Consider the following 21,202-nt stretch of genomic DNA (forward strand, 5'->3'; position numbering starts at 1 on the left):
GGCTGATCCGGTGCGGTTGTCGGAGGACCAGGAGAAGTTGATCGTGGGGTGGCGTCGTGGTGTCGGCGGGAAGGATTTCCTGGTCGACTACATCAGCCACATCCTGACCCCGGAGGGGTTCGCTGCATTCACGCTCCGCGGCGGAAAGGGTGGTCTGAAGTCCGACAGGGCTCGGGAGGTGCTCTCGAAGTGGGCGGAAGGCCTGAACGGCCTCTCGCGGCGGGACGCAGGCCTGAACAACAACGACGGATCCCCGCTCATCCAACCGGATGTTGTCACGTTGTCCGGCATAACCCCTTCCGACAAGAAACCACTGATCACTGAGAGCTCGGTCAAAAGATCGTGGCTTGGGAGCGATCCGGTGGTGTTGTCGGAGGACGAGGAGAAGTCGATCATCGGGTGGCGTCGTGGTGTCGGCGAGAAGGATTTCCTGGCCGACTACATCAAACACATCCTGGACCCGGTCATGTACGCGAAATTCATTATCCGCGACGGAAATGGTCGCCTGAAGTCCCTGGTGGCTTGGGCCGTGGTCCGGCGGTGGGCGGCAGGTATGAAGGGCCAGAACGACGACGAAAGATTTCCGCTCACCGAACCGGATGTTGTCAGGTTGTCCGGCACAACCTCTGATGACCGCAAACCACTGATCGGTGAGCACGCGGTCAGGAGCTCGTGGGCTGGGAGCGATCCGATGTCGTTGTCGGAGGAACAGGAGGAGTCGATCATCGGGTGGCGTCGCGGTGTCGACGAGAAGGATTTCCTGGCCGACTACATCGAACACATCCTGGACCCGGTCATGTACGCGAAATTCATTATCCGCGACAGAACGGGTGGCCTGAAGTCCGGCAGGGCTCGGGAGGTGCTCTCGCGGTGGGCGAGAGGCCTGAACGGCCTCTCGCGGCGGCAGGCAGGCCTGGACGGCGTGAGCGGCAACGACGGATCCCCGCTCACCGGTCCGGATGTTGTCGAGTTGTCCGGTAAAACCCCCGATGGCACGTCCCCTGATGACAAGAAAGACCTGATCAGTAGGAGTGCGGTCAAGAAATGGTGGACCGGGACCGATCCGGTGGTGTTGTCGGAGAACCAGGAGAAGTCGATCGTCGGGTGGCGTCGCGGTGTCGGCGGGAAGGATTTCCTGGTCGACTACATCGAACACATCCTGAGCCCGGACATGTTCGCGAAATTCATTCTCCGCAACGGCGCCGGTCGCCTGAAGTCCCCGGTGGCTTGGGCCGTGGTGTGTCGGTGGGCAGCAGGCTTGAACGGCCTCCTGCGGTGTGAGGCGGGCCTGTACGGCAAGAATGGCACTGACGCATTCCGGCTCACCATAGCGGATGTTGCCAGGTTGTCCGGAATGACCTCCGGCAAGAAACCGCTGATTGGTGAAATCTCGGTCAAGGATTTGTGGGATAGGGCTGATCCGGTGTTGTTGTCGGACGAGGAGGAGGAGTCGATCGCCGGGTGGCGTCGCGGTGACGACGGGTCGGGCACCCTGGTGGAGCACATCGAAAAAATCCTGGGCGAGGTCAGGTTCGCGGTATTCACGCTCCGCGACGAAGACGGTGTTCTGAAGTCGCGGGTGGCCCGGGACGTGGTCTGGCGGTGGGCGGCACGCCTGAACGGCAAGCACGACACCGACGAATCCCGGTTCACCGCACCGGTTGTCGCCGCGTTGTCCGGCACAACCCTCAACGACGAAGCACTGATCAGCGAGGACACGGTAGACACAACGTGGAGTGCGGACCCGGTGCGGTTGTCGGAGTACGAGGAGGAGTCGATCGTCGGGTGGCGTCGCGGTGACGACGGGCCGGACACCCTGGTCGGGCACATCAAGAACCTCCTGAGCAAGGAGAGGTTCGCGGTATTCACGCTCCGCAATATAAAATTGAAGCATGCCCTGAAGTCCTGGGTGGCACGGGACGTGGTCTGGCGGTGGGCGGCAGGCATGAACGGCGAGAACGACCACAAGGGATCTCCGCTCACCCAACTGGCTGTCGCCGAGTTGTCCGGCAAACCCCCCTCCGACGCCAGAACACTGATCAGTGAGAATATGGTCAAGAAGTCGTGGATTCGGGCTGATCCGGTGCGGTTGTCGGAGGACCAGGAGGAGTCGATCATCAGGTGGCGTCGCGGTGACGACGGGAAGGATTTCCTGGTCGACCACATCAAAGACATCCTGGACCCGGTCATGTTCGCGAAATTCATTATCCGCGACAGAACGGGTGGCCTGAGGTCCGGCATGGCACGGGACGTGGTCTGGCGGTGGGCGGCAGGCCTGAACGGCGAGAATGGCAACGACGGATCCCCACTCACTGCAGATGATGTCGCCGCGTTGTCCGGCAAACCCCCCTCTGACGACAAAACGCTGATTAGCAGAGACATTTTCTATAAAGCGTGGGTTCGGGTGAAGCGCCGTGAGGTCGACGTCGGCCGCGGTGACCATCCGGTGTCGTCAGGAAGCGAGCCCGGACTCCATCCGGCGTCAGCGCCGGTGGGGGCCGAGGAGCCTGCGAGCTGGTCTGGACCGTCTCAGACGCCGATGTTCCCGGTGGGAACGTACGGTGATCCTTCTGCAGATCAGCTGATGATGGACGCTGTCGACGGGCCAAGTGAACCCGGCGCAGACCCCGGCATGGATCCCAGGCCAGACGGGCAGGACACGGACGCCTTCTTCTCCGTCCCGGCCGAACTGGCCGGCGGCCTGGCCAGTGAAGTCCTCACCGGAAACCACCCGACCGGCAATCACCAAAACAACGATTACCTGAAGGACGATTACCTGATTGGTGACGGCTCGGCTGGTGATGGTCTGAGCGATAGCGGTCCAGGTGTGGTTGGTGATGGCCTGGTCGATGGGTATTCCGGGTCGGGGCGGGGTGGTCTGGATGTCGGGGGCACGCCGATGAGCTGGTATGGGGAGGCAGGGCCGGATGGTGTGGTGGAGCCGGTTTCCGGGGGCGGGGTTCCTGATGGCCATGTGCGGGTGCTGGAGCAGTTCATCGGTGATCTGGAGGCGTTGGCCGGGCCGTCGTCGGGCGTGGTCACTCCTGCGGTTCCTGGGGGTTCGGCAGTTCCCGCGGTTCCCTTGGCCGGGGAGAACACGCACCAGGCTGAGACCGGTGTCGTCATGGGAGGAAACGATGGCACACCCCAGGAACGGGTTTTCTCGCCGGCGCTGGATCTGCTGCAACAGCAATGGGTGAGCCAGTTCTACTTCGGAGGGGATGGCGCCGAGGGGGTATTTCTTGATGCGGGATTGGGAGCGGTCAGTGCTCGTGTTCTTCTCGCGGGGACGGCGGACGCCGGCCGTGTCGGCGCATCCAATGTGTCCGATGTGGACTCTGGATGGGCGGCTGGGGCTGATGACGGAATCGGGATCGGCAACTCTTTTCCGAGCCGCGGGGGTGATGCACCGGTTGATGGTGCTGTGGGGATGGTGGGCGGAGGTGGCCTGATCGGCCTTGACGTGGCTGTTCACCCGGAAATGGGTGAACAGCCCGGCTTGGAGAACGGTGCTTGGTGGTGGCTCGGTGATCGATCGGCGATGTTTCCGCCGGGTGATGGTGGCATGCAGGTGGAGGGCGGGGCGTTGTTCGCCGGTGCGGTGGGTTCGATCGAGTTTCCCGCTCAGTGGGAGGAAGTGGTGGCCCTGGGCGGGTTCCCTGCGTCCGGGATGGACTTGTTCTCCCCGTTCGCCGGGCATGTGGGGGTTTCTTTCCCCGCGATGGGCGAACTGTCTGGCAGTGAGGAGGTGGGGCGGTCTGGCCTGGAACACAGCGACGGTGATGTGGAGAGAGCGGGTCTGGGTGAGAGGGAGCTCCGTCCGGTCGGTGGTGTGCCGTGGACGGAGAACGAGGGCAACCAGGATGAGGGAGCGGATGAGATCGGCTTTGGCGAGGTCGATCTCGGGGAGTTGCCCCTCGGTTTACCTGGTTCGTCCGGTGTGGACTCTTATGGCTGGGTTGGGACTGATGTCGAGATCGGTGGCGCTCTTCTCCCGTGGCAGGGGCCGGGGCAGGGTGGTGAGCTGGTTGATGGTGGTGAGGTGGCTGAGGGGGATCATCTGTGGGTTGCTGCTGGTGGGGATGTGGGGTTCGGCAGCGTGGTGGGGTGGGATGGTCCGGAGCCGTTGCCTTCGCACGTGGGCTTTGTCATTGGTGAGACCGAGGTACCGGTCCAGGTGGTGCCTGAGGTGGAAGGGGACGAGCCCGACGGTGTCGCGGGCGATGCCCGGTTGGAGTCGTTCGACTCTGCTGCGTCTTCTGTACGGGTGATCGGGCCGAACGCCCGGTGGGTCTCGTCGGAGTTGCCGATTCCGTTGGCGAACTCCGTGTTGTACGTCGGTGATGGTGGTGAGTTGTTGGTGGCTGAGGGGACGGGGCGCGTTTTGCAGATGCGGGGGCATGGAGGGCTGGTCCGGAGCGGGGCGCGGCGGCTGACGCGTGATGCTGCGACGTCGCTGTGGGATGGTTATCGAATGGTTGCCTTCGAGTCTGCCAAGCGCTATCGGTTGCGTGAGGGGGAGTTGGGCGCTCTTGTCGGTGAGATTGCCGAGTTGGCTGCGGAGCGCGTGGTAGCGGGGGGAGATTCCAGGTGGTTGCCGTTGGATGTTCGCATGCATGTTCGTGGCTGGTCTGGTTTGTCGTTGCGGGACGTCGTCGCGGTGTGGGGTCAGGCTGGGATGGCCATGCGGGCCGCGTTCGTGAGCCGGGGGCTCGACCTGGCTGAGGCGGTGGTGATCACGGTCTTTCCCCACTATTCCCAAAAAGGCTCTCGAGGGGTCGATTTCGAGGTGTACGAGCCGTTGTCGGCGGAGTATCGCGCTGGTGAGTCGCTGCGGTTGCCGTTCGTGGATTCCGCGAGGGGACGTTGGGGGCTGTCGGGAGCAGAGCGGGCGGAGCTGCGGTTGTGGTTCGAGTGGTACGTGGGGCGGTTGACCAGTGCGGCGAACCATGATCGGCCCCGTGCCGTCGTCCACACGCGGACCCGGAATGAATCGTTGGACAGGCGGGCGCGGTCGGTCGGTGATCTGGTTTGGGAGGCGGTGGAGTCGGCACTGGTGAAGGTGGCAGCGGGTCCTGAATGGAATGTGGAGCGGGTGATCCGGGATTACGTCCAGTTCTACGGTGGCACCATTGACGGGTTCGCGGGGGTTTTCCTCATCGCGGAAGAGAATGTGGATGTCAGGATGGAATCGTTCGACTCTGCTGCGCCTTCTGCGCGGCTGATCGGTCCGACTGTCCGGTCTGTCCCATCGCAATCACGGAGGTCGCTGGCGAGGACCGTGCTGTACCTCGGTGACGGCGGGGAGATGTTGGTAGCAGGGGAAGGCGGGCATGTTCTGCCGCAGGCCGGGGGCGAAGAGCTGACCTGGAGGGAGATCCAACGGTCGGTTTTGGCTGGACGCGGCAGGCCGGTTGGTGTGCATCGGACGGTTGCCTTCGATTCTGACCCGGCTTATCGGTTGCCTGAGGGAGAGTTGGACGCTCTTGTGGGTGACGTGGTCGAGTTGGTGGTGACGCGTGCGGCGGAGAGGGGGGACGTCGGATGGCTGCCGTTGGACGTTCGCGTGCACGTTCGTGGCTGGTCTGATTTGTCTTTACGGAACGTCGTCGCGTTGTGGGGCCAAATGGAGACGGTGATGCGCGCCGCGTTTGTGAGCAGGGGGCTTGATATGGCCAGGGAGGTGGCGATCACGATTCTTCCCTACAACGGGCAGCGGACAGGACGTCCTCGTCGAGGGGTTGATATCGAGGTGTTCGAGCTGTCGCCGGTGGAGTACCGCGATGGCGATCCTCTGTTGTTGCCGTTCCTGCCGGGCAGGATAGGACTGTCGGGGTTGGCGCGGGCGGACCTCGAGTCGTGGTCAGTGATGTTCGTGGGCAAATTGACGAGCGTGGTTGAGCCCGATGGGTGGAATGTGGTTGTCCACACGCGGGGCACGGACGAGCGGGCCGGGAGGGCAGTCGCGGATCTGGTGTGGAAGGCGGTGGAGTCGGCGCTGGTAAAGGTAGCGGCAGGTCCTGAATGGACGGTGGAGCGGGTGGTCGGTCGGCACGTCCGACACCAGGTCAGTGTGGTTGAGTCCGCTTTCGGGGTCCGCCTCGTCGAGTCCCATGATGGCTGGGCGGCGAGTGTGGGAAGGGCTGGTGGTGTAGGTGGGCCGCGTGAGGTGTTGTCGGGGCGGGGGCGAGAAGAGTTCTCCGATTCGGGCATAGGCCTGACCGACGCCCAGGGGGACGGGCAGCGGCTGGAGACCGGGTTGTTCGGTCCCGCGCCCTTCACCTCGTCCGAGCCGCGCACGCGGACCGCTGATTCCGCAGTCCCGACCCAGGGCGGCGCTCAAACCTGGGGCGCTCGTCCTGACGTGGTGGAGTCGTCCTCGCGCGAGGCGGTGGCAAGCCATGGCCCTGTACTTCTCGGTGCCGACGGCGATGCTCATGCGGTAGTCGCGGCCCGCGGTGGTTCTGGGGATTCTGCGGCTGGCAGGGGGGCGCCGTCGGGTGCGGTGCCGATTGTTGGCAGGGATGGGCGTGAGGTTGGTGCGTTCTATCCGGAGTCGGCGTGGGATCGCGAGATGGTGGCGGATGGAGTGGTGAGGGTTGCGGAGGATTTTGTGTCCAGGGTGGCGGTGATGGGTGGAGATGGTTTCATACCGGATGCATTCGGCTCCATGGACGGGGACTGATACCTGGGTGGAGGTGTCGCACGGTGGTGGGCTGGGAGTGAGTGAGCGGGATCCGGTTGCGAGGGATGAGATGATGCGGTCGGTGGTGGCGCGGTTCGATGTCGCGTTGCCGGATGGCGCGTCGTTGGTGTGTGTTGGTTGTGACAGTGCGGATTCGTGGTTGGTGCATGGTGTTGCTGAGGGGTTGGGAGCGCGGCGTGGGGCTGGAGTCGCGGTGTATGCGTTCACGGGTGAGGTGTACTTCCACCCGTCGTTACGGGTCGTGACGTCGGCGGAGGCCCAGGTTGTACGGATGGGTATGAACGGTGTGGTGCCGGTGATGCCGGGTGCGGTGGGGGCTCTGGTTCTGCCCGCGATCTGCCGGAAGGGTTGGCGGACAACCCGTTGATGCGGCGTCGGGTGTCCTCATTGGCTGACAAGGTGAAGCATCGGCTCAGCGGAGGCGAGTCCTTGTCCGCTGAGCCACCCCTGATCGGTGTGCCGATGCCTGTTCGGTCTTCCCGAACGTGATGTGGTCTCGCAGCGTTTCGTGCCCTCCGGGGCTGATCTCGCTGTTGCTGGTCTTCTTCTCGATGGCAGTGACTGGCGTGCGTACGTGATGCGGCGGCACAGCGAGTTGCGGGCCGGACTCGCCGGTAATGCGAACAATCCACGCTTGTCCGCGATCATCCTGCATCAGCTCGACCGGTTGGCTGAGGATGAGCGTGTGCTCGCCGCGCTGGACGCACGGGCGGAGTGGGCGGTGTTGCGGCCGTCGGAGATGGCGGCGATCGTGCTGGCGGCACGTCAGTCACCCGTCGACAGGGAAAGCGGCCTGCCGTTGCTCGATTCCCACCGCGTCGCGGCACGCCGGAACATCATCGAGGTCTTCGAGAGGAACAAGTTCACGCCGCCGGATGAGCGGCGTGCCGACGAGCTGCTGCTGCGGATTCGAGACAAGTTGTTCCAGGACGCGAGAGTTCTGGTCAACATCGGATTGCATGCTCGGTTCGGCGACGAGCCGGGGCAGTCACAGACAGTTCTCGACCGGTTCCTCGCCGATCACACCTTCAAGACCGTGTGGCAGACGGGCCGGGCGCAGGTCAGCACACAGGCGCGACAGGGCCCGGTCGCGGAGATGCTCGGGCACGTCTGGGCTGTCGGCCGTCACGGCGAGGACACAGGAACGGGGCCGCAGTTCACACCCCGCGATCCCGATTCCCTGCCCAAGTTCGGCTCGCTGGGATTCCCGCTGTTGGAGCGGGAGGGAACGATGCGTGGCGCAGGGCCTTTCGTCGCGGTGCTGAAACCTCATGTCAGGGAGCGAGCAACGTTGACCGGAGCGGACAGCCTTCTGCTGGGCACGACGAAAGCTGACGAGTTCCGTACCGCTACCTGGGAGGCGATCATCACCGCTCTGCCCCATGTCGAACATGACAGGATGGCGATGTTGCTCGGTCTCGCCCAGGAGCCTCAGTTCGCTCGGTTCGTCGAGGTGGAAGATCCGCTTTACTCGGTGTTCGAGGCCCAGATGTACGGTCCCGTGACCCTGGCGGACGTCGAAGAGTGGATCATCACTTGGCAGCTCGTCACTCCCAGGGCATTGATGCGAGCAGAGATGATGAGCAAGTCGAAACCCCGCAAGATCGAACTTCTCGACCACGACACCGCACTCCGGATGAAGACCCGGCTTGAAGAGGTCGCGGCTGAGCACGGTTACGACTACCACGTCATACTCAGGCAAAAGGACGTCCCGTCCGCTTCGAGGTGGCACGGTCACGAGCGAGGGCCGTTCACTGATCCTGGTTTGCCCAGGGACAAGGCAGTCGCGGACCTGCGTGTGGCAGGGCTCTTGCCAGATGCCGATGAGTTCTATGGCGCCGAGCGAGAGCTTGTCGACTACACGGCCTGGTTGATCAGCACGCGCAAGCAGAGCGACGAGTTCATCGCCGAGTTGTTCCACCAGTCGCGGCGGCTTCTCGCCCGACGAGGACTGGTGCCCAAGGTTGCGACCGCGCCGTTGTCCGCGGAGCAGCTGAAGCAGGTCCGCAGGGTGGCTCTCGCCTTGTTCGGCAGCCGGAAGCTGGAGAGCGGGTCGCGGAGAGCTATACCCGTTCCCCGATCGATTCCCCGGTTTCAGCTGGTGGTACGGCTTTGTAGGAGAGCCGAGGGCGGAGGAGAGCTCTGCCCGTCCGGTGCAAGAAGATCCGCCTCGCCGACAGGCCTTGGGCTTGGACGAGACAGAGCAGATTGACGATCTGTGGGGCAAGCTGCTGCCATCTGAGGTGAACGCGCTGCTCAGCGAAGGCCGTCGGGTCGTAGACCGGCACCTGCACCGGCCTTCGGTGTACGTCGAGGTGCGCGATCAGGTGAACATCGATTATGACGACATCGTGCGGACCGCGGTCTATCGTAGATGCCCGGAGCTGCGCGGCTTTTCTGGCAGATGTCGAGGGCGGCAAGTGTGGCCGCACGGCCGCGCCGCCGTCCAGACCGCCCGACGGCGCCAGCCAGTCGTCCTCGTCGTCGCCTACCGTTGTCACCTACCCACCTACCGGGTCGTCGCGTGGCAGGTTCGCAGTGGTGTCCGTGCCGGCTGTGCGAAACGGGTGGCCGACGCGCCGCACCACCGAGGCGGTCGCGCCCGCATGCACTCGTTCGCGTGCCAGTCGAGTTGAGCGAGTTCGCGACGGACCACATCAGGCCGGCGGCATCCGATCCCGGAGAATCACAGCCCGAGTCAACAACGACTCCGAAGCCAACCTCTGGCGGTTCGCACGCGCTGTAGCGCTACCGTAGTTTTCTGCGCCGGAAATCCGTCGATAAAATCGGGCGAGAAACTCGAGAATCTCTTCGACGGTCTTGGTTCAGACGGGCGGAGGTGGGTGGGTGTTCCAGTCGGTGATCCAGGCGCTGATGTCTTTCTCCAGCGCCTCAACGCTCTTGTGCGCGCCGCTGATGGCGCTCTGTGAATAGGGTCCTGGCGCAGACTGCGTGATCAACATTTGTTGGGTCAGACTCGGCAGAGGACCTTCTTGCGGAGCAGGTCGAACTTCGCGCGCCCGTACATGCTTCTCTTGAGCGATTTCAAACGCGACACGCGCCTTCCACTGGTCCGGAGTTGTGCTTCATGGTGAGTCCGTTGACAACCGCGGCGCGGTCGCGTGTGAGTCCAGCGGTGAACGAGTGCAACTGCGGGAGGTCATCTGCTTCCACTGCGGCGATCCATGCGTCGAGGCGTTCACCGTGCAGGCCCGTCATCATCTCCGCGAAGGACGTGACGTGGTAGGCCAACCTCTCCAAGGCTGAGCTTCGGGCCAGGATCTCGTTGAGCCGAGCGCCGTCATGATCGTCGAGGTTGTCTGGACGTTGCAGCATCCAGCGGGTCACGTCTCGGACCTTAGGTGGGGCTGGGGTGGCAGGTGGCGCGGCGCCGACTGTCCGAAAGAGACGGAGGTAGCGGTTCAGAGCCGGATAGCTGCCCGTGTAGCCCTGCTCGCGGATCTCGGCCAGCAGGACCGTCGCGGTCGTGCACCCCTGGTTCCACCGCTCGCGCAGGTACGGCTTGAACCGCTCCAGGACGACCATCCCGCTGCTTGATCAGCAGCTCCTCAACGCTCGCGGCCCGTGCGAATCGCCGCACGGTCTTGCGATCCAGCCGCAACGACCGGGAGATACCGCTGATCGACTCGCCCTGGGCCAGCAACTGCCGCACTGCCTCGTGGTGCTCACGGATGCGGACGACCACGGCCTGCGCCTCGACGCGGTCGATATCCGCGGCGATCGCGATCTGCTCGACGTCCAGCGAGGCAACAGGATTTGAGGCAGGCTCGACGATGTCGTGATCGGGATCGCGAAGGTCATGGCGATGCTGCCTGATCGTTTTCTCGACATAGCCGGCCAGGCCATGCCAGAGGTGCCAGCGGTCGGCTACTTGCTGCGCGCCGGGTGCGCCCAGGCGCGCGCCTTCGGAGTATGCGCCGGCACGATCACGACAGATGATGGTCACGCCAGGGTTCGAGCGGAGCCAATCGGCGAGGCTGTCCGCGGTGCGGTCGACGAGCAGTTCAATCGGGCGGCGGGTGGCCATGTCCAGCAGGATGGTTCCGTAGCTGCGGCGACGTTTGAAGGCGAAGTCATCGACGCCTAGCAATGTGACCGGCCCACTCGGCGGGTCAGGAACGGCGCGGATCAAGCGCAGCAACGTGTCCCGGCCGGTGACCAGGCCGAGGCGACCGGCCAGCCGAGCTCCGGCACGAGCGGCCACCGCCAGTCCGATCGTTTGCAACATCCCGCGTAGCTGTGGGCTGCGCCGCGCGTGCGGGCTGGTCACGCCGTCTACCTGTTCGGCGAATGTCTTAGTCGGGCAGGTCTGGTTATCGCAGAAGAACCGGCGCATGCGCAGTCACAGCACCACCGGCAGTCCCGCCACCGGCACGTCAGCCACGCGACGGTGGTAGCGGCTATGAACCCGGTGCGCCGCGACACCACATGATGAACAGGCATTCGCGCTCGCCTTGGCACACGCCCAGATCCGCACGCCAGCCTGAACCTGCTCGACCTTCTCGACCGCCACTCCGGCCAAGTGCGGCAACAGGTTCGCTAACCAACCATGATCACACCCAGGTCATGATCACAGATCGGTGGAACGACGTTCGAACGGACCCCGCAGATGTTGATCACGCAGTCTGCGACAGGACCCTTTTTACAGAGCGTCATCACCGCGGTTGGTCTTCCGCTCGGCCGGTAACCCGGAGGCCGTGCTCGGCTCCTGGCGTGCCCTCGGTTCGTCACAATGAGTGAATGCTCGGCAGCGTGGAAAGTGGTCTGCCGCGTTCGAGTGAGGGCGTCGAGCGGGGGGCGGTCAACATGTTTGGAGGCAAATAATTGCGGTGTTCCATCAGGTGGCACCGCGCGTTGTCGCCGATCTTCAGGGCTGTGACAGTGATTGAAGATGCGAATGACAGCTGCTACAACCATTGGCGCAGGAGCCTCCGATCGCCACGTCGCTCATGCGGGGCGCGACGCGGGCGCTCGAGCTTGGGTTGATGTCGTACGCGAGCGCGGGTCAGCGTGCTCACGAACCAGATTCATTGCCACGGTCACGCGAAACAGAGTTTTTTCGAAAGTCAAGAGTTTGTTTGTGCAAAGAATCTTCTCGTGAGTTCGCCTGCGCTCGTTCTGTCACCTCGTCTTCAGAGGTGCAGGGCCGAGGGCAAAACGATGATCGGCTGAAGGTGCTGATGAAAAGCGATGGAGGGCTTCGATGGGGGACGCGACATTGGTACGGCGCGTCCTCGACGTCCACACTTCGCTCGTCGGGCGTCGGACTGAGCTTCAACGCATAACTGCGGCGCTCAGGTCAGCTTCGGCCGGTACCCCGTCGGTGCTGTGGATCGAGGCGTTTACCGGCATGGGCAAGACTGCCCTGCTCGAGGCGGCTGCCACGGCCGCGCTCGAGTGCGGATTCCAGATCGGCAGAGCGGCGGCATCGCCGTTGGAGCAACGTACTCCTTTCGCCGTAGTGCGGCAGCTTCTCGAGACGATGCACTACGAGCTTCCTGCCGGAGATGCCTCCAGTGCTGCACGGTACGGACACGACGTGATCACCGGCGCCTTTACCGACATGGCGAGCGGCGGTTTCGAGGAAATGCTTTTCCGCAAGGCGGTTCATGGTATCCGCCAGATCACGGCTCACCTCACGCAGCGCGCCCCACTCTGTCTGATCATCGACGACCTGCAGTGGGTGGACGTTCCGTCGTTGCACTGGCTGAACCACTTCGTCCAGCGCGTGGCCAAACTTCCGGTGGCGGTTCTGATGAGTCGGACCTCCGGTGTGCACGGCGGCGACCCGCTCCTGCTCGCAGAACTGGGTGCCCACTCGGAGCAGCTGAAGCTCGAAGGGCTCTCCGAACAGGACATCGCCCACCTGACAGAACCGGTGCTCGGGCGGACACCGGATGATGAGCTCACGGCCGCTCTGCGCAGCGCTACCGGCGGTATTCCCCTGGTGCTGCGCCATCTCCTGGCCCCGACGCGGGAGAGATCCGCGTCGACGGACGAGGTGACCGCCTCTCAGCTGACCAGCTCCGGACTCGAGGAGCTCGGCTGGGCGGTTCTCGCGCGGCTCAACCGGCAATCACATGACCTCGTCCGGTTTGCCAGGGCGGTCGCCGTTGTCGCACCACCGAGCATCGAACTCGCGGCCGCGATCACCGACCTCGAGCTACCTGCCGCCGCGGATCACGTGAGGCAGCTCGAGGGTATGGGTTTCCTCGCGCCAGGAGGCAGGCTCGTGTTCGTCCGTTCAATCATCCGTGACGCGATCACCAGCGTGGTCCGCCACACCGATCGCGATGAGCTGCACGCCAGGGCCGCACAGCACCTGCACGGGACGTGGGCCGACAACACCTCAATCGCACGCCACGTTCATCAGACGGCCTGCCGGCTGGGCGTGTGGGCAGCCGAGGCGCTACGGGCCGCCGCCGGCACCTTGATCGCCGAAGGGGATCTGCGAACCGCGGCGACCTACTTCACCAGGGCACTGCGGGAATATCTGCCCGACGGCCTCAGAAGCGACTTGTTGCTCCAGCTCGGCCTGGTCGAAATGTACTTCGATCCTCGCATGGCGGCGATCCACCTCGAAGAGGGGATGAGCGGCCTTGAGGATCCGGAGACGATTGGCGACGCGGCCTGCCGACTGGCTCAGGTGCTGTACCTCGCCGGGAGTTACGGCAAAGCGGAGAAGGTGCTCAACCAAGCCATCGAGAAGATCGGGTCTCGGCAGCAGAGGATCACGGATCTCCTCCGTCTCGTGCTGCGAGTCACCTTGCCGTCCACGGTCAGGCGGGCCGAGCCGGTGGACCTGCGCCACTTCGACGAGAACAACTGGCGCGGAGGAAGTGCTCGAAGTCTGACTCTGGCCGCATTGCGCACGGAGCACGCCCAGAACCAGGGCAAAGATCTCTTCTTGACCAAAGAAGCGGCATTCGCCGCGATGTCGAAGGGCGCAGCGGCGATCGCGGAACACCCGCAACGATTGATCGCCGTCATCAACGCGCTCGTCCACACCGACGAGCTGGACCGCGCGCTGCGGTACTGCGATGAGATCGTGTCCGAAGTCGACCGCTCAGGGGTATCGCTGATCGGGCTGCTCGGTCACGTTCTCCGCTCTCAGGTGCACTTCCACCGCGGATCGCTGAGGGATGCCCTCGCGGACGCCAGGCATGGGATGTCGTTGGCACGGTCCCTGTCGTTGCCCCAGCACCACCTCGGCTTGGTCTACGCCGTTGAGGCTGAAGTGCGTTCCTTGCTGCATCTGGGCGAGACGAACGCGGCGCGAGACGCACTGCGTGTGTTCGGCATGTCGAAAGCGCTGCCGGACAGTTGGCACCACACGGTACTTCTGCACACCCGCGGGTTGTTGCGTATGGCCGACGGTGACATCGAAGGCGCACTCGCCGACCAGATCGAATGCGGGGACCGGCTGGAAGCGTGGGGTATTCGCAATCCTGCGATCCTTCCCTGGCGGTCGTGCGGTGCGCTGGCCAGGTTTCAGCTGGGTCAGCGACCGCAGGCGCTGGACTTGGCGCTGGAGGAGCTCAAGTTGGCGCGCGAGTGGGGTGCAGCGACAACCGTCGGCCGCGCGCTGTTGACAGTGGGCAAAGTGACTGATGGTGTCGCGGCCATTCCTTGGCTGACGGAGGCAGGCTCCGTGCTCGGCAAGTCACCGTCGCAGCTCCTGCGGGCCAGCGTGCAGCAGGAGCTCGGTGCCACGCGGGGGAAGCTCGGGCAGCACGAGGTCGCCCGGCAACACCTCGCCACAGCGAAAGAGCTGGCCGAGCAGTGTGGTGCCGCGTCGGAGCTCCGCACGCTCGCGGAGTGGCGGGATGAAACGGCGGGTCCGTTCACCGCGACGCCGTCGGTGCGGCGGGAAGTACCATCTCCTCTGTCGCCGCACGAGTACCGTGTGGCCATGTTGGTCGTCGCGGGCAACTCCAATGACGAAATAGCGCAGAAGCTTCGCGTCTCCCGGCGCGCGATCGAGTTCCACCTCACGAACATCTATCGCAAACTCGGCGTACGTCGCCGGATGCAGCTGTCTTCGGCATTGCAGGCATTGTCCGAATGACGTCGTGCCGCAACGGAGGGACCCCGGTCTCGGGTGTCGAACGGTGATGCGTGCACGGCCACGCGATCTCATGGCGTGGAGTGCCGGGTCGAATTCTGCCGTGCGTCACTGAGGCATGTTGTCATGTCGATGAAGCGGCTGCCGGGCACGCATCAACGGACGGAACACCCTGAGGATCATGTCGCGAGTCTCCGCCGGCGAGATCAGTGCGTCGACTGCTTGGCGTGAGGTCGCCAGCAGTGGCGATAGTGCTTCGGCACGGTAGTCGTCGAGCAGTTCCTGTCGTTTCCCGGGATCCGCCGCGAGTTCGCGCCGGAACAAGATCTCCACCGCCCCTTCCGCCCCCATGACACCTATCTCGGCAGTGGGCCACGCGAACACGCGGTCGGCACCGATTTGCTTGGAGTTCATGACGATGTACGCGCCTCCATACGCTTTGCGCAGGATCACAGTCACCCTGGGCACGGTGGCTTCAGCGAACGCGTACAGCAGTTTGGCGCCACGACGGATGACACCGTCGGTCTCTTGCGATTGGCCGGGCATGAAGCCCGGTGTGTCGACCAGGGTGACCAGAGGAAGCCCGAAGGCATCACACATCCGCACGAAGCGTGCGCCCTTCTCGGCCGCTCTGGTGTCGAGCGTGCCCGCCAGCACGTTGGGCTGGTTGGCCACCACGCCCACCGGCATGCCGTCCATGCGGGCGAAACCGATGACGATGTTGGAAGCGTACTGGGCTTGCAGTTCGAGAAAGCTGTCCTCGTCGACGAGTCCTCGCACGACCTGCCGCACGTCGTAAGTCTGCCGCTGCCGCGACGGTACCTCGGGCGTCAGTTCCGGACTCTGCCCGAAGTGGATCGGCAAGTCGTCCCAACAGGAGCTCGGCAGATACGACAACACCTTGCGCACCAACGGGAACGCATCCTCCGGACGTTCAGTCACGAGGTGCGCCAGCCCGGACGTCGTTGAGTGGACGTGTGCGCCGCCCAGGCCCTCGGCGGTCACCTCCTCACCGGTCACGCTGCGGACGACCTTCGGGCCGGTGAGGAACATGAACGCTTGCCGGTCCATCACGATCAGGTCCGTCAGTGCCGGGGAGTAGGCAGCACCGCCCGCGCAGGCGCCGAGGATCACGCTGATCTGCGGTACACGGCCGGACAAGGCCACGTTGCGGCGGAAGATCGACGCGTATCCGTCGAGCGCCGACACCCCTTCCTGAATTCGAGCACCGCCGGAGTCGAGCACGCCCACGACTGGGCAGCGTGCCCGTTCGGCCTGGTCCAGTACCTGGGCGATCTTTTGTGCGTGGGTGGCGCCGAGCGTGCCACCCAGCACAGAGACGTCTTGGACGAACACGGCTGCGGCACGGGCGTCGATCTCGGCGGTGCCGGTGACCACCGCGTCGCCGGCCGGGCGCTTGGCCTGCATGCCGAACGCACTGCACTGGTGCTGTGCATCTGCGCCGAACTCGACGAAGCTGTCGCGGTCGACGAGCGCGGCCAGCGCTTCGCGGGCAGTCGGTTTGACCGGCTTCGCCGGCGCGGGCGCGGTTGTGCTGTCAATTGTCGGAGACGCCATGAGATTCCCTGTTCTGACGTGAAGCTCGCGGAATCAGGTCAGTGGTAGACCGGGGATGGGCAGCAGTTGTGCGTAGGCCTCGACGTAGTCGTCGGACGCTATGGGAGCGCGCAGCACGTCATTGGTGATGCCGAAGGCTTCCACGACGTCCTCCGCGTACGGAAGGAGACGCTCGTCGAGACGCGTGATGAATGACGGGATCTCCCGCACTTGAGCGCGGTTCAGAGTGCCGGCGCACAGGTGCCAGGCCGCGTCCCTGTCGAGCTCGGCCATGGCGAACCGCAGTAGCAACGATGTGAGCACCACACCGATCTCAGGGAGGTTCGCCCGCTGTGTCACGGCGTGGAACTCCTCCAGGGCGCGCCGGACGCCGTGCAACCTGCCCAGCTCGGCGGCGAGCGGCCCAACGCGGTTCGTCCGTTCGAACGGGTCGTCGCCCACCTTGCGAGCCGCATGCGCGCGCTCGTACACCACGCGTTCGCGGTACCGGAACAGCCGTATCAGGAACTCCGGGTCGTCGAGTTCACCCGTACCAGGCTGGTCCGCAGGCGGTGTGTAGCCACGGCCGAGCAGCATCTCGTTTGCGGCATCCAGCAGGACGACCTGGTTGTCGCCCTCAGCGGTGACCGCGCCCTGAATCAAAGCCACGTAAGGTGAGATTCGGTTGTGCGTGAACATGCCTCGCGCGCCGCATCGTTCGATGCAGGTCTTCACCACGTCCTGTGCTGTCCACGTGACGAGTGCCTTGGTGATCGCGAACGCTCGCTTGGTCTCAACCGAGGCGAGCGAGCGCAGGCTCGCGCGCCGCCGTGTGTCGTTGAGCAGCACCGTGACGGCGCAAGTCCTGGCGAGCGCGTCGAGCAACTGGGCCTGGTGCGTGGAGAAGGCCATCACCGGCACCGAGCGGCCTCCGGACACGTTGACGCGCCTGGTTGTTCCGTGCCGCACGGCGATGAACAGGCTCGCGCGTGCGGCCGCCGCGGCGGCAGAGGTCAAGCACAGTTTGCCCGTTTGGACTCGCGTCATCGCCCAATTGAATCTACGGCGCAGTGACCTCACGGCACCAGTGCGGCTCCCGTCGGGCATGATCACCGGCTCCGGGCCGTCGAGCAGCGCTGCGCGGGGAACCCGGACATCGCGAAAGGTCGTGACGGCGTTGTCAAGCGCCAGGCCGGGCTTGTCACCCAGCGACTGGACGTCGATACCGCGACACGGACCGTTCTCGTCACGGATCCGCACCACGAAGGGAAAAACTCCCTCGTCGGCACTGTCGATCTCCAGTCGTGCCAGAACTACGGCGATCTTCGGCACACCGTCCAGTCCGGTGTTCGGCATGAACTTGCGTGCCTCATGACTCGGCGTGGTGAGCACGAAATCGTCGGTGGAGGGGTCGTACACCGCACGGGTACGCAACTCGGCGACGTTGTTGCCGTAGCCGAGTTCAGTCGCCAGGAAGACACCGATGGAGTCCATTCGCGACAGTTCGTCGAGCACAGCGGTGAGTTCGGGGCGTTCGGCGCCGAGTTCCAGAATCGTGCCGAGGCAGAGGTTGTAGTGGATGGTGAGCACGGACACCAGGGTTGGGTCGAGCACACCCGCCCACTCGTGCAGGACCAGAAAGCGCTCGAGGTCGCCGGTGACGAGATCGCGAGCCGGACCGAGCTCGGTGTTGAGGTGCTGCAACCGTCGGTAGGCGAGCGCGGCGTTCTCAGTCGGCGACAGGCCCTCGACGTGGTCGAACGGTTGAGCCGAGAAGAGCTTGGCGAACCTGTCGTGTTCCTCGTCCGCGCCGGACCGCAGCAGGCTGCGCAGCTCGGCCGCCCGGTCGGCGGCAAGCCGTGCGGGCGCCTCGGATCCGATTTCGTGCTGGGCCACTTCGTCTGCTCCTTGGCTTTGTGTGGCTGGAGAATCAGGGCGCGCCGATCAACAACGCGGCGTTCTGACCGCCGAAACCGAACGAGGTGCTCATGGCGACGCCGATCGACTGCCGCCTCGACACCGAGGCGAGGTCGAGGTCGATCTCCGGATCGATGTTCTCGAGGTTGGCCGTGGGCGGGATCATCCCGTGCTCGATGCTGAGCGAGGTGTAGACGGCCTCGGCCGCGCCTGCCGCGGCCAGCAGGTGGCCGGTCACGCCCTTGGTGGAGCTGACAGTGACCCCGTCTCCGAACACCGCCCCCACCGCCTTCGCCTCGGCCTGGTCGTTGAGCCTCGTCGACGTACCGTGTGCGTTGAGGTGGTCCACATCCGCAGGGACGAGCCCCGCGTCGCCCAGTGCCGCCGCGATTGCCGCTCGTGCGCCGGTACCTTCAGGGCGCGGACTCGTGATGTGGTGGGCGTCAGCGGAAGCACCGTAGCCGAGCACGCGGCTCCGGATGAACGCCCGCCGCGCGCGGGCATCGCTCTCCCTCTCCATCACCACCACGGCCGCGCCCTCGGCAGCCACGAATCCGTCGCGGTCCCGGTCGAACGGGCGGGACGCCCGGACAGGATCCGCCGATTGCTTGGTCAGCGCACCCATCCTCGCGAAGGCCGAGAGGATCAACGGCACGAGTGAGGCGTCGCTGGCACCGGCGATCGCGATGTCGCACGCGTCGGCCTGCAGCAACTGCCGCGCCGTGCCGATCGCGGTGGCACCGGAGGCGCATGCGGTCGACACCGTCAGGTTGGGGCCGGTTGCGCGCAGGTGGATGGCGAGCTGGCCGCTGACCATGTTCACCAAGGACATCGGCATCGTCAACGGTGAGATCGCCGCCGGTCCTCGATTCAGGAAGGCGACGTGTTGTGCCATCAACGTTTCCACACCGCCGACCGATACGCCCATGACGACAGCCACCCGGGTGCCATCCCACTCGTCGCTTCGCAGGCCCGCGTCCTGGACTGCCTCCTCCGCAGCCACGAGGCCCATTTGGCTGTACCGGTCGAGCCTCCGCGCGCCGTGCCCGAGCAGCATTCGCCCGTCGAAGTCCGTGACAGGGCAGATGACTTGGATGCCGAGAAGCCCGAGGTCAGGACCGAGCACCGCGGTCGGCTCGCCCGAACAGACGCGCTTCCAGTTGTCATCGACACCGATGCCGGCCGGAGTCACCATTCCTCGACCGGTGATGACCACTTCAGGGCGCGAGGTCATGCAGGGACCTTGCTGTTCATGAGCGCCGCGACGTCGGCGATGGTGGTGACCGATGTGAGTTCGTCATCGGAGACAAGCGTGTTGTACCGCTCACCAACGATGACACCGAACTCGACCACGTCGAGGGAGTCGGTCAGTACCTCTTCCAGCGAGGTGTCTTCGGTTATCGCGCTCGCAGGAACGGCGAACCTGGTCGTGAGGATCTCGGTGATCGTCTCGTACACGGTGGGCAAGGCAACTCCTTCTGTACTCACTGTGGCGCCCGGTCCGTTCGCGCACCGGAGCGTCGACGTCTGCAACTACTGTGCGCCAAGAGACGGCCAACGTGGCCTGTGGACGACCGCAGTCCCATGTCGCCACACCGCCACCGGATCTGGTGACCAGACTCACGCGTTCGGGTGCATCCGTTTCGGTGGGTGAAGTGGACTCGCTGCTGCTGCTGAACGAGTCATCGGCGAATCACCTGTGGCCGTGCAAGCGATACCTGTGGAGTTCCACAGGAAAGTTCTGACCGGTCCTGCCTAGTGTCGCCGACGTGTTACCGGTCCGGCGCGCTGTCCGGAACGTTGTCGGTGGTTGGGCGGATGTGGTCGTCGAGCGATGGAGCCGTGAACAGAACGGGCCGCGCTTCCGAGCGAAGTGAGTTCCTCTACATCGCCTGTGCGAGCAGTGGGAGAAGGTATGACAGCGGATGATCGCCGCGCTGCGGTCTTGTGTGGAATCGGCGCGTGGGTGCCCCCCAGGGTGGTGACCAACGACGATCTCGTCCAACGGTTGAACACAACCGACGAGTGGATCCGAGCACGGACCGGGATCCGGGAACGCCGCGTGATCGAACCGGGCATGTCCACCTGTACGCTCGCGGTGGAGGCCGGCACCCGCGCGTTGAAATCTTCGGGCGATGCTGTCGTTGATCTCGTCATCGTGGCCACGACCACCCCCGACCACCCCTGTCCGTCCACAGCACCGGAAGTCGCCCATCGCCTCGGTCTGACCGGCGTACCCGCGTTCGACCTCAACGCCGTGTGCGCGGGATTCGTGTATGCGCTCGCCACGGCCGCCGGGCACATCGCCGCGGGCAGCGCCGAGCGCGTCCTGGTGATCGGTGCGGACGCGTTCACCACCATGCTGAACCCGAACGACCGCACCACTGCGGCGATCTTCGGCGATGGCGCCGGCGCAGTGGTGCTACGCGCGGGAACCGCGGACGAGCCGGGCGCGCTCGGTCCGTTCGACCTGGGGTCGGACGGCTCCAACGCGGACTTGTTGATCGTCCCTGCGGGTGGTTCGGAACAACGCGGTTCCGGACTACCCGTTGATCCCGCGGACCTCCACTTCCGCATGGACGGCCAGCCAGTGTTCCGCAACGCCGTCATGAGGATGAGCGAGTCAGCCGGCAAGGTGCTCGAACGTGCCGGGTGGCGCATCGAGGACGTGGACCGGTTCGCTTGTCACCAGGCGAACGCGCGCATCCTCTCGGCTGTGGCTCGCAATCTCGCGGTGGAGCAGGACCGCGTGGTCATGAACGTCGACCGCGTCGGTAACACCGTGGCGGCGTCGATCCCGCTGGTGCTTGCCGACGCGGCTGCGACCGGCGACATCGCCCCAGGTCATCGCATCCTGATCACGTCATTCGGAGCGGGGCTCAGCTGGGGATCCACTGTGCTGACCTGGCCTGAGGTCGAGATCGGCTGAAGTTCGA

General features: G+C 64.8%; 12 protein-coding genes. 5 read left to right on the plus strand and 7 right to left on the minus strand.

Going from position 1 to position 21,202, the window contains the following annotated elements; genetic code table 11:
• Positions 1-43: 43 nt before the first annotated feature.
• From ABZV40_RS37430 to ABZV40_RS37440, 3 genes are all read left to right on the plus strand, one after another.
• On the plus strand, positions 44-6,685 hold the full coding sequence (locus tag ABZV40_RS37430) for a hypothetical protein (RefSeq protein WP_355453002.1): 6,642 nt from the start codon (positions 44-46) through the stop codon (positions 6,683-6,685).
• A 655-nt stretch (positions 6,686-7,340) separates the two neighbouring features.
• Positions 7,341-8,918, plus strand: a complete 1,578-nt coding sequence (locus ABZV40_RS37435; RefSeq protein ID WP_355453004.1) for a hypothetical protein — start codon at positions 7,341-7,343, stop codon at positions 8,916-8,918.
• Positions 8,896-9,342: a hypothetical protein gene (locus ABZV40_RS37440; protein ID WP_355453007.1), complete on the plus strand. Its 447-nt coding sequence runs from the start codon at positions 8,896-8,898 to the stop codon at positions 9,340-9,342. The genes ABZV40_RS37435 and ABZV40_RS37440 overlap by 23 nt, the downstream gene beginning before the upstream one ends.
• A gap of 409 nt (positions 9,343-9,751) precedes the next feature.
• Here ABZV40_RS37440 and ABZV40_RS37445 read toward each other — a convergent pair whose 3' ends face one another.
• The 3 genes from ABZV40_RS37445 to ABZV40_RS37455 are packed head-to-tail and all read right to left on the minus strand — an operon-like array spanning position 9,752 to position 11,240.
• Complete coding sequence (locus ABZV40_RS37445; RefSeq protein ID WP_355453009.1) at positions 9,752-10,054, minus strand: transposase; 303 nt, start codon at positions 10,052-10,054, stop codon at positions 9,752-9,754.
• 10 nt (positions 10,055-10,064) lie between these two features.
• A complete protein-coding gene (locus tag ABZV40_RS37450) occupies positions 10,065-11,063 on the minus strand; it encodes a transposase (RefSeq protein ID WP_355453012.1) in 999 nt (332 codons plus the stop codon).
• 6 nt (positions 11,064-11,069) lie between these two features.
• Positions 11,070-11,240 (minus strand): transposase family protein, encoded by a 171-nt coding sequence (locus tag ABZV40_RS37455; protein WP_355453015.1) that lies wholly within the window; start codon positions 11,238-11,240, stop codon positions 11,070-11,072.
• A 690-nt stretch (positions 11,241-11,930) separates the two neighbouring features.
• Here ABZV40_RS37455 and ABZV40_RS37460 point away from each other — a divergent pair.
• A complete protein-coding gene (locus ABZV40_RS37460) occupies positions 11,931-14,795 on the plus strand; it encodes an AAA family ATPase (protein ID WP_355453018.1) in 2,865 nt (954 codons plus the stop codon).
• A 105-nt stretch (positions 14,796-14,900) separates the two neighbouring features.
• On the opposite strand, the gene ABZV40_RS37465 is transcribed toward ABZV40_RS37460, so the two are convergent.
• The 4 genes from ABZV40_RS37465 to ABZV40_RS37480 form a co-directional block, all read right to left on the minus strand.
• Positions 14,901-16,370, minus strand: coding sequence for an acyl-CoA carboxylase subunit beta (locus ABZV40_RS37465; RefSeq protein WP_355453021.1), 1,470 nt, complete (start codon positions 16,368-16,370; stop codon positions 14,901-14,903).
• A 33-nt stretch (positions 16,371-16,403) separates the two neighbouring features.
• Complete coding sequence (locus ABZV40_RS37470; protein ID WP_355453024.1) at positions 16,404-17,939, minus strand: acyl-CoA dehydrogenase; 1,536 nt, start codon at positions 17,937-17,939, stop codon at positions 16,404-16,406.
• A 340-nt stretch (positions 17,940-18,279) separates the two neighbouring features.
• Positions 18,280-19,500 (minus strand): beta-ketoacyl-[acyl-carrier-protein] synthase family protein, encoded by a 1,221-nt coding sequence (locus tag ABZV40_RS37475; RefSeq protein WP_355453027.1) that lies wholly within the window; start codon positions 19,498-19,500, stop codon positions 18,280-18,282.
• Complete coding sequence (locus ABZV40_RS37480) at positions 19,497-19,724, minus strand: acyl carrier protein (protein ID WP_355453030.1); 228 nt, start codon at positions 19,722-19,724, stop codon at positions 19,497-19,499. The genes ABZV40_RS37475 and ABZV40_RS37480 overlap by 4 nt, the downstream gene beginning before the upstream one ends.
• A 457-nt stretch (positions 19,725-20,181) precedes the next feature.
• Here ABZV40_RS37480 and ABZV40_RS37485 point away from each other — a divergent pair, with 457 nt between their 5' ends.
• On the plus strand, positions 20,182-21,195 hold the full coding sequence (locus tag ABZV40_RS37485; RefSeq protein ID WP_355453033.1) for a beta-ketoacyl-ACP synthase III: 1,014 nt from the start codon (positions 20,182-20,184) through the stop codon (positions 21,193-21,195).
• Positions 21,196-21,202: the final 7 nt, after the last annotated feature.

The organism is Lentzea sp. NPDC004782, from assembly GCF_040609115.1.
Classification (GTDB): domain Bacteria; phylum Actinomycetota; class Actinomycetes; order Mycobacteriales; family Pseudonocardiaceae; genus Lentzea.

Excerpts from the sequence above, each read along its gene's own strand:
- ABZV40_RS37460 (WP_355453018.1), top strand. The coding sequence starts at position 11,931 with ATGGGGGACGCGACATTGGTACGGCGCGTCCTCGACGTCCACACTTCG.
- ABZV40_RS37450 (WP_355453012.1), bottom strand. The coding sequence starts at position 11,063 with ATGCGCCGGTTCTTCTGCGATAACCAGACCTGCCCGACTAAGACATTC.
- ABZV40_RS37465 (WP_355453021.1), bottom strand. The coding sequence starts at position 16,370 with ATGGCGTCTCCGACAATTGACAGCACAACCGCGCCCGCGCCGGCGAAG.
- ABZV40_RS37485 (WP_355453033.1), top strand. The coding sequence starts at position 20,182 with ATGACAGCGGATGATCGCCGCGCTGCGGTCTTGTGTGGAATCGGCGCG.
- ABZV40_RS37475 (WP_355453027.1), bottom strand. The coding sequence starts at position 19,500 with ATGACCTCGCGCCCTGAAGTGGTCATCACCGGTCGAGGAATGGTGACT.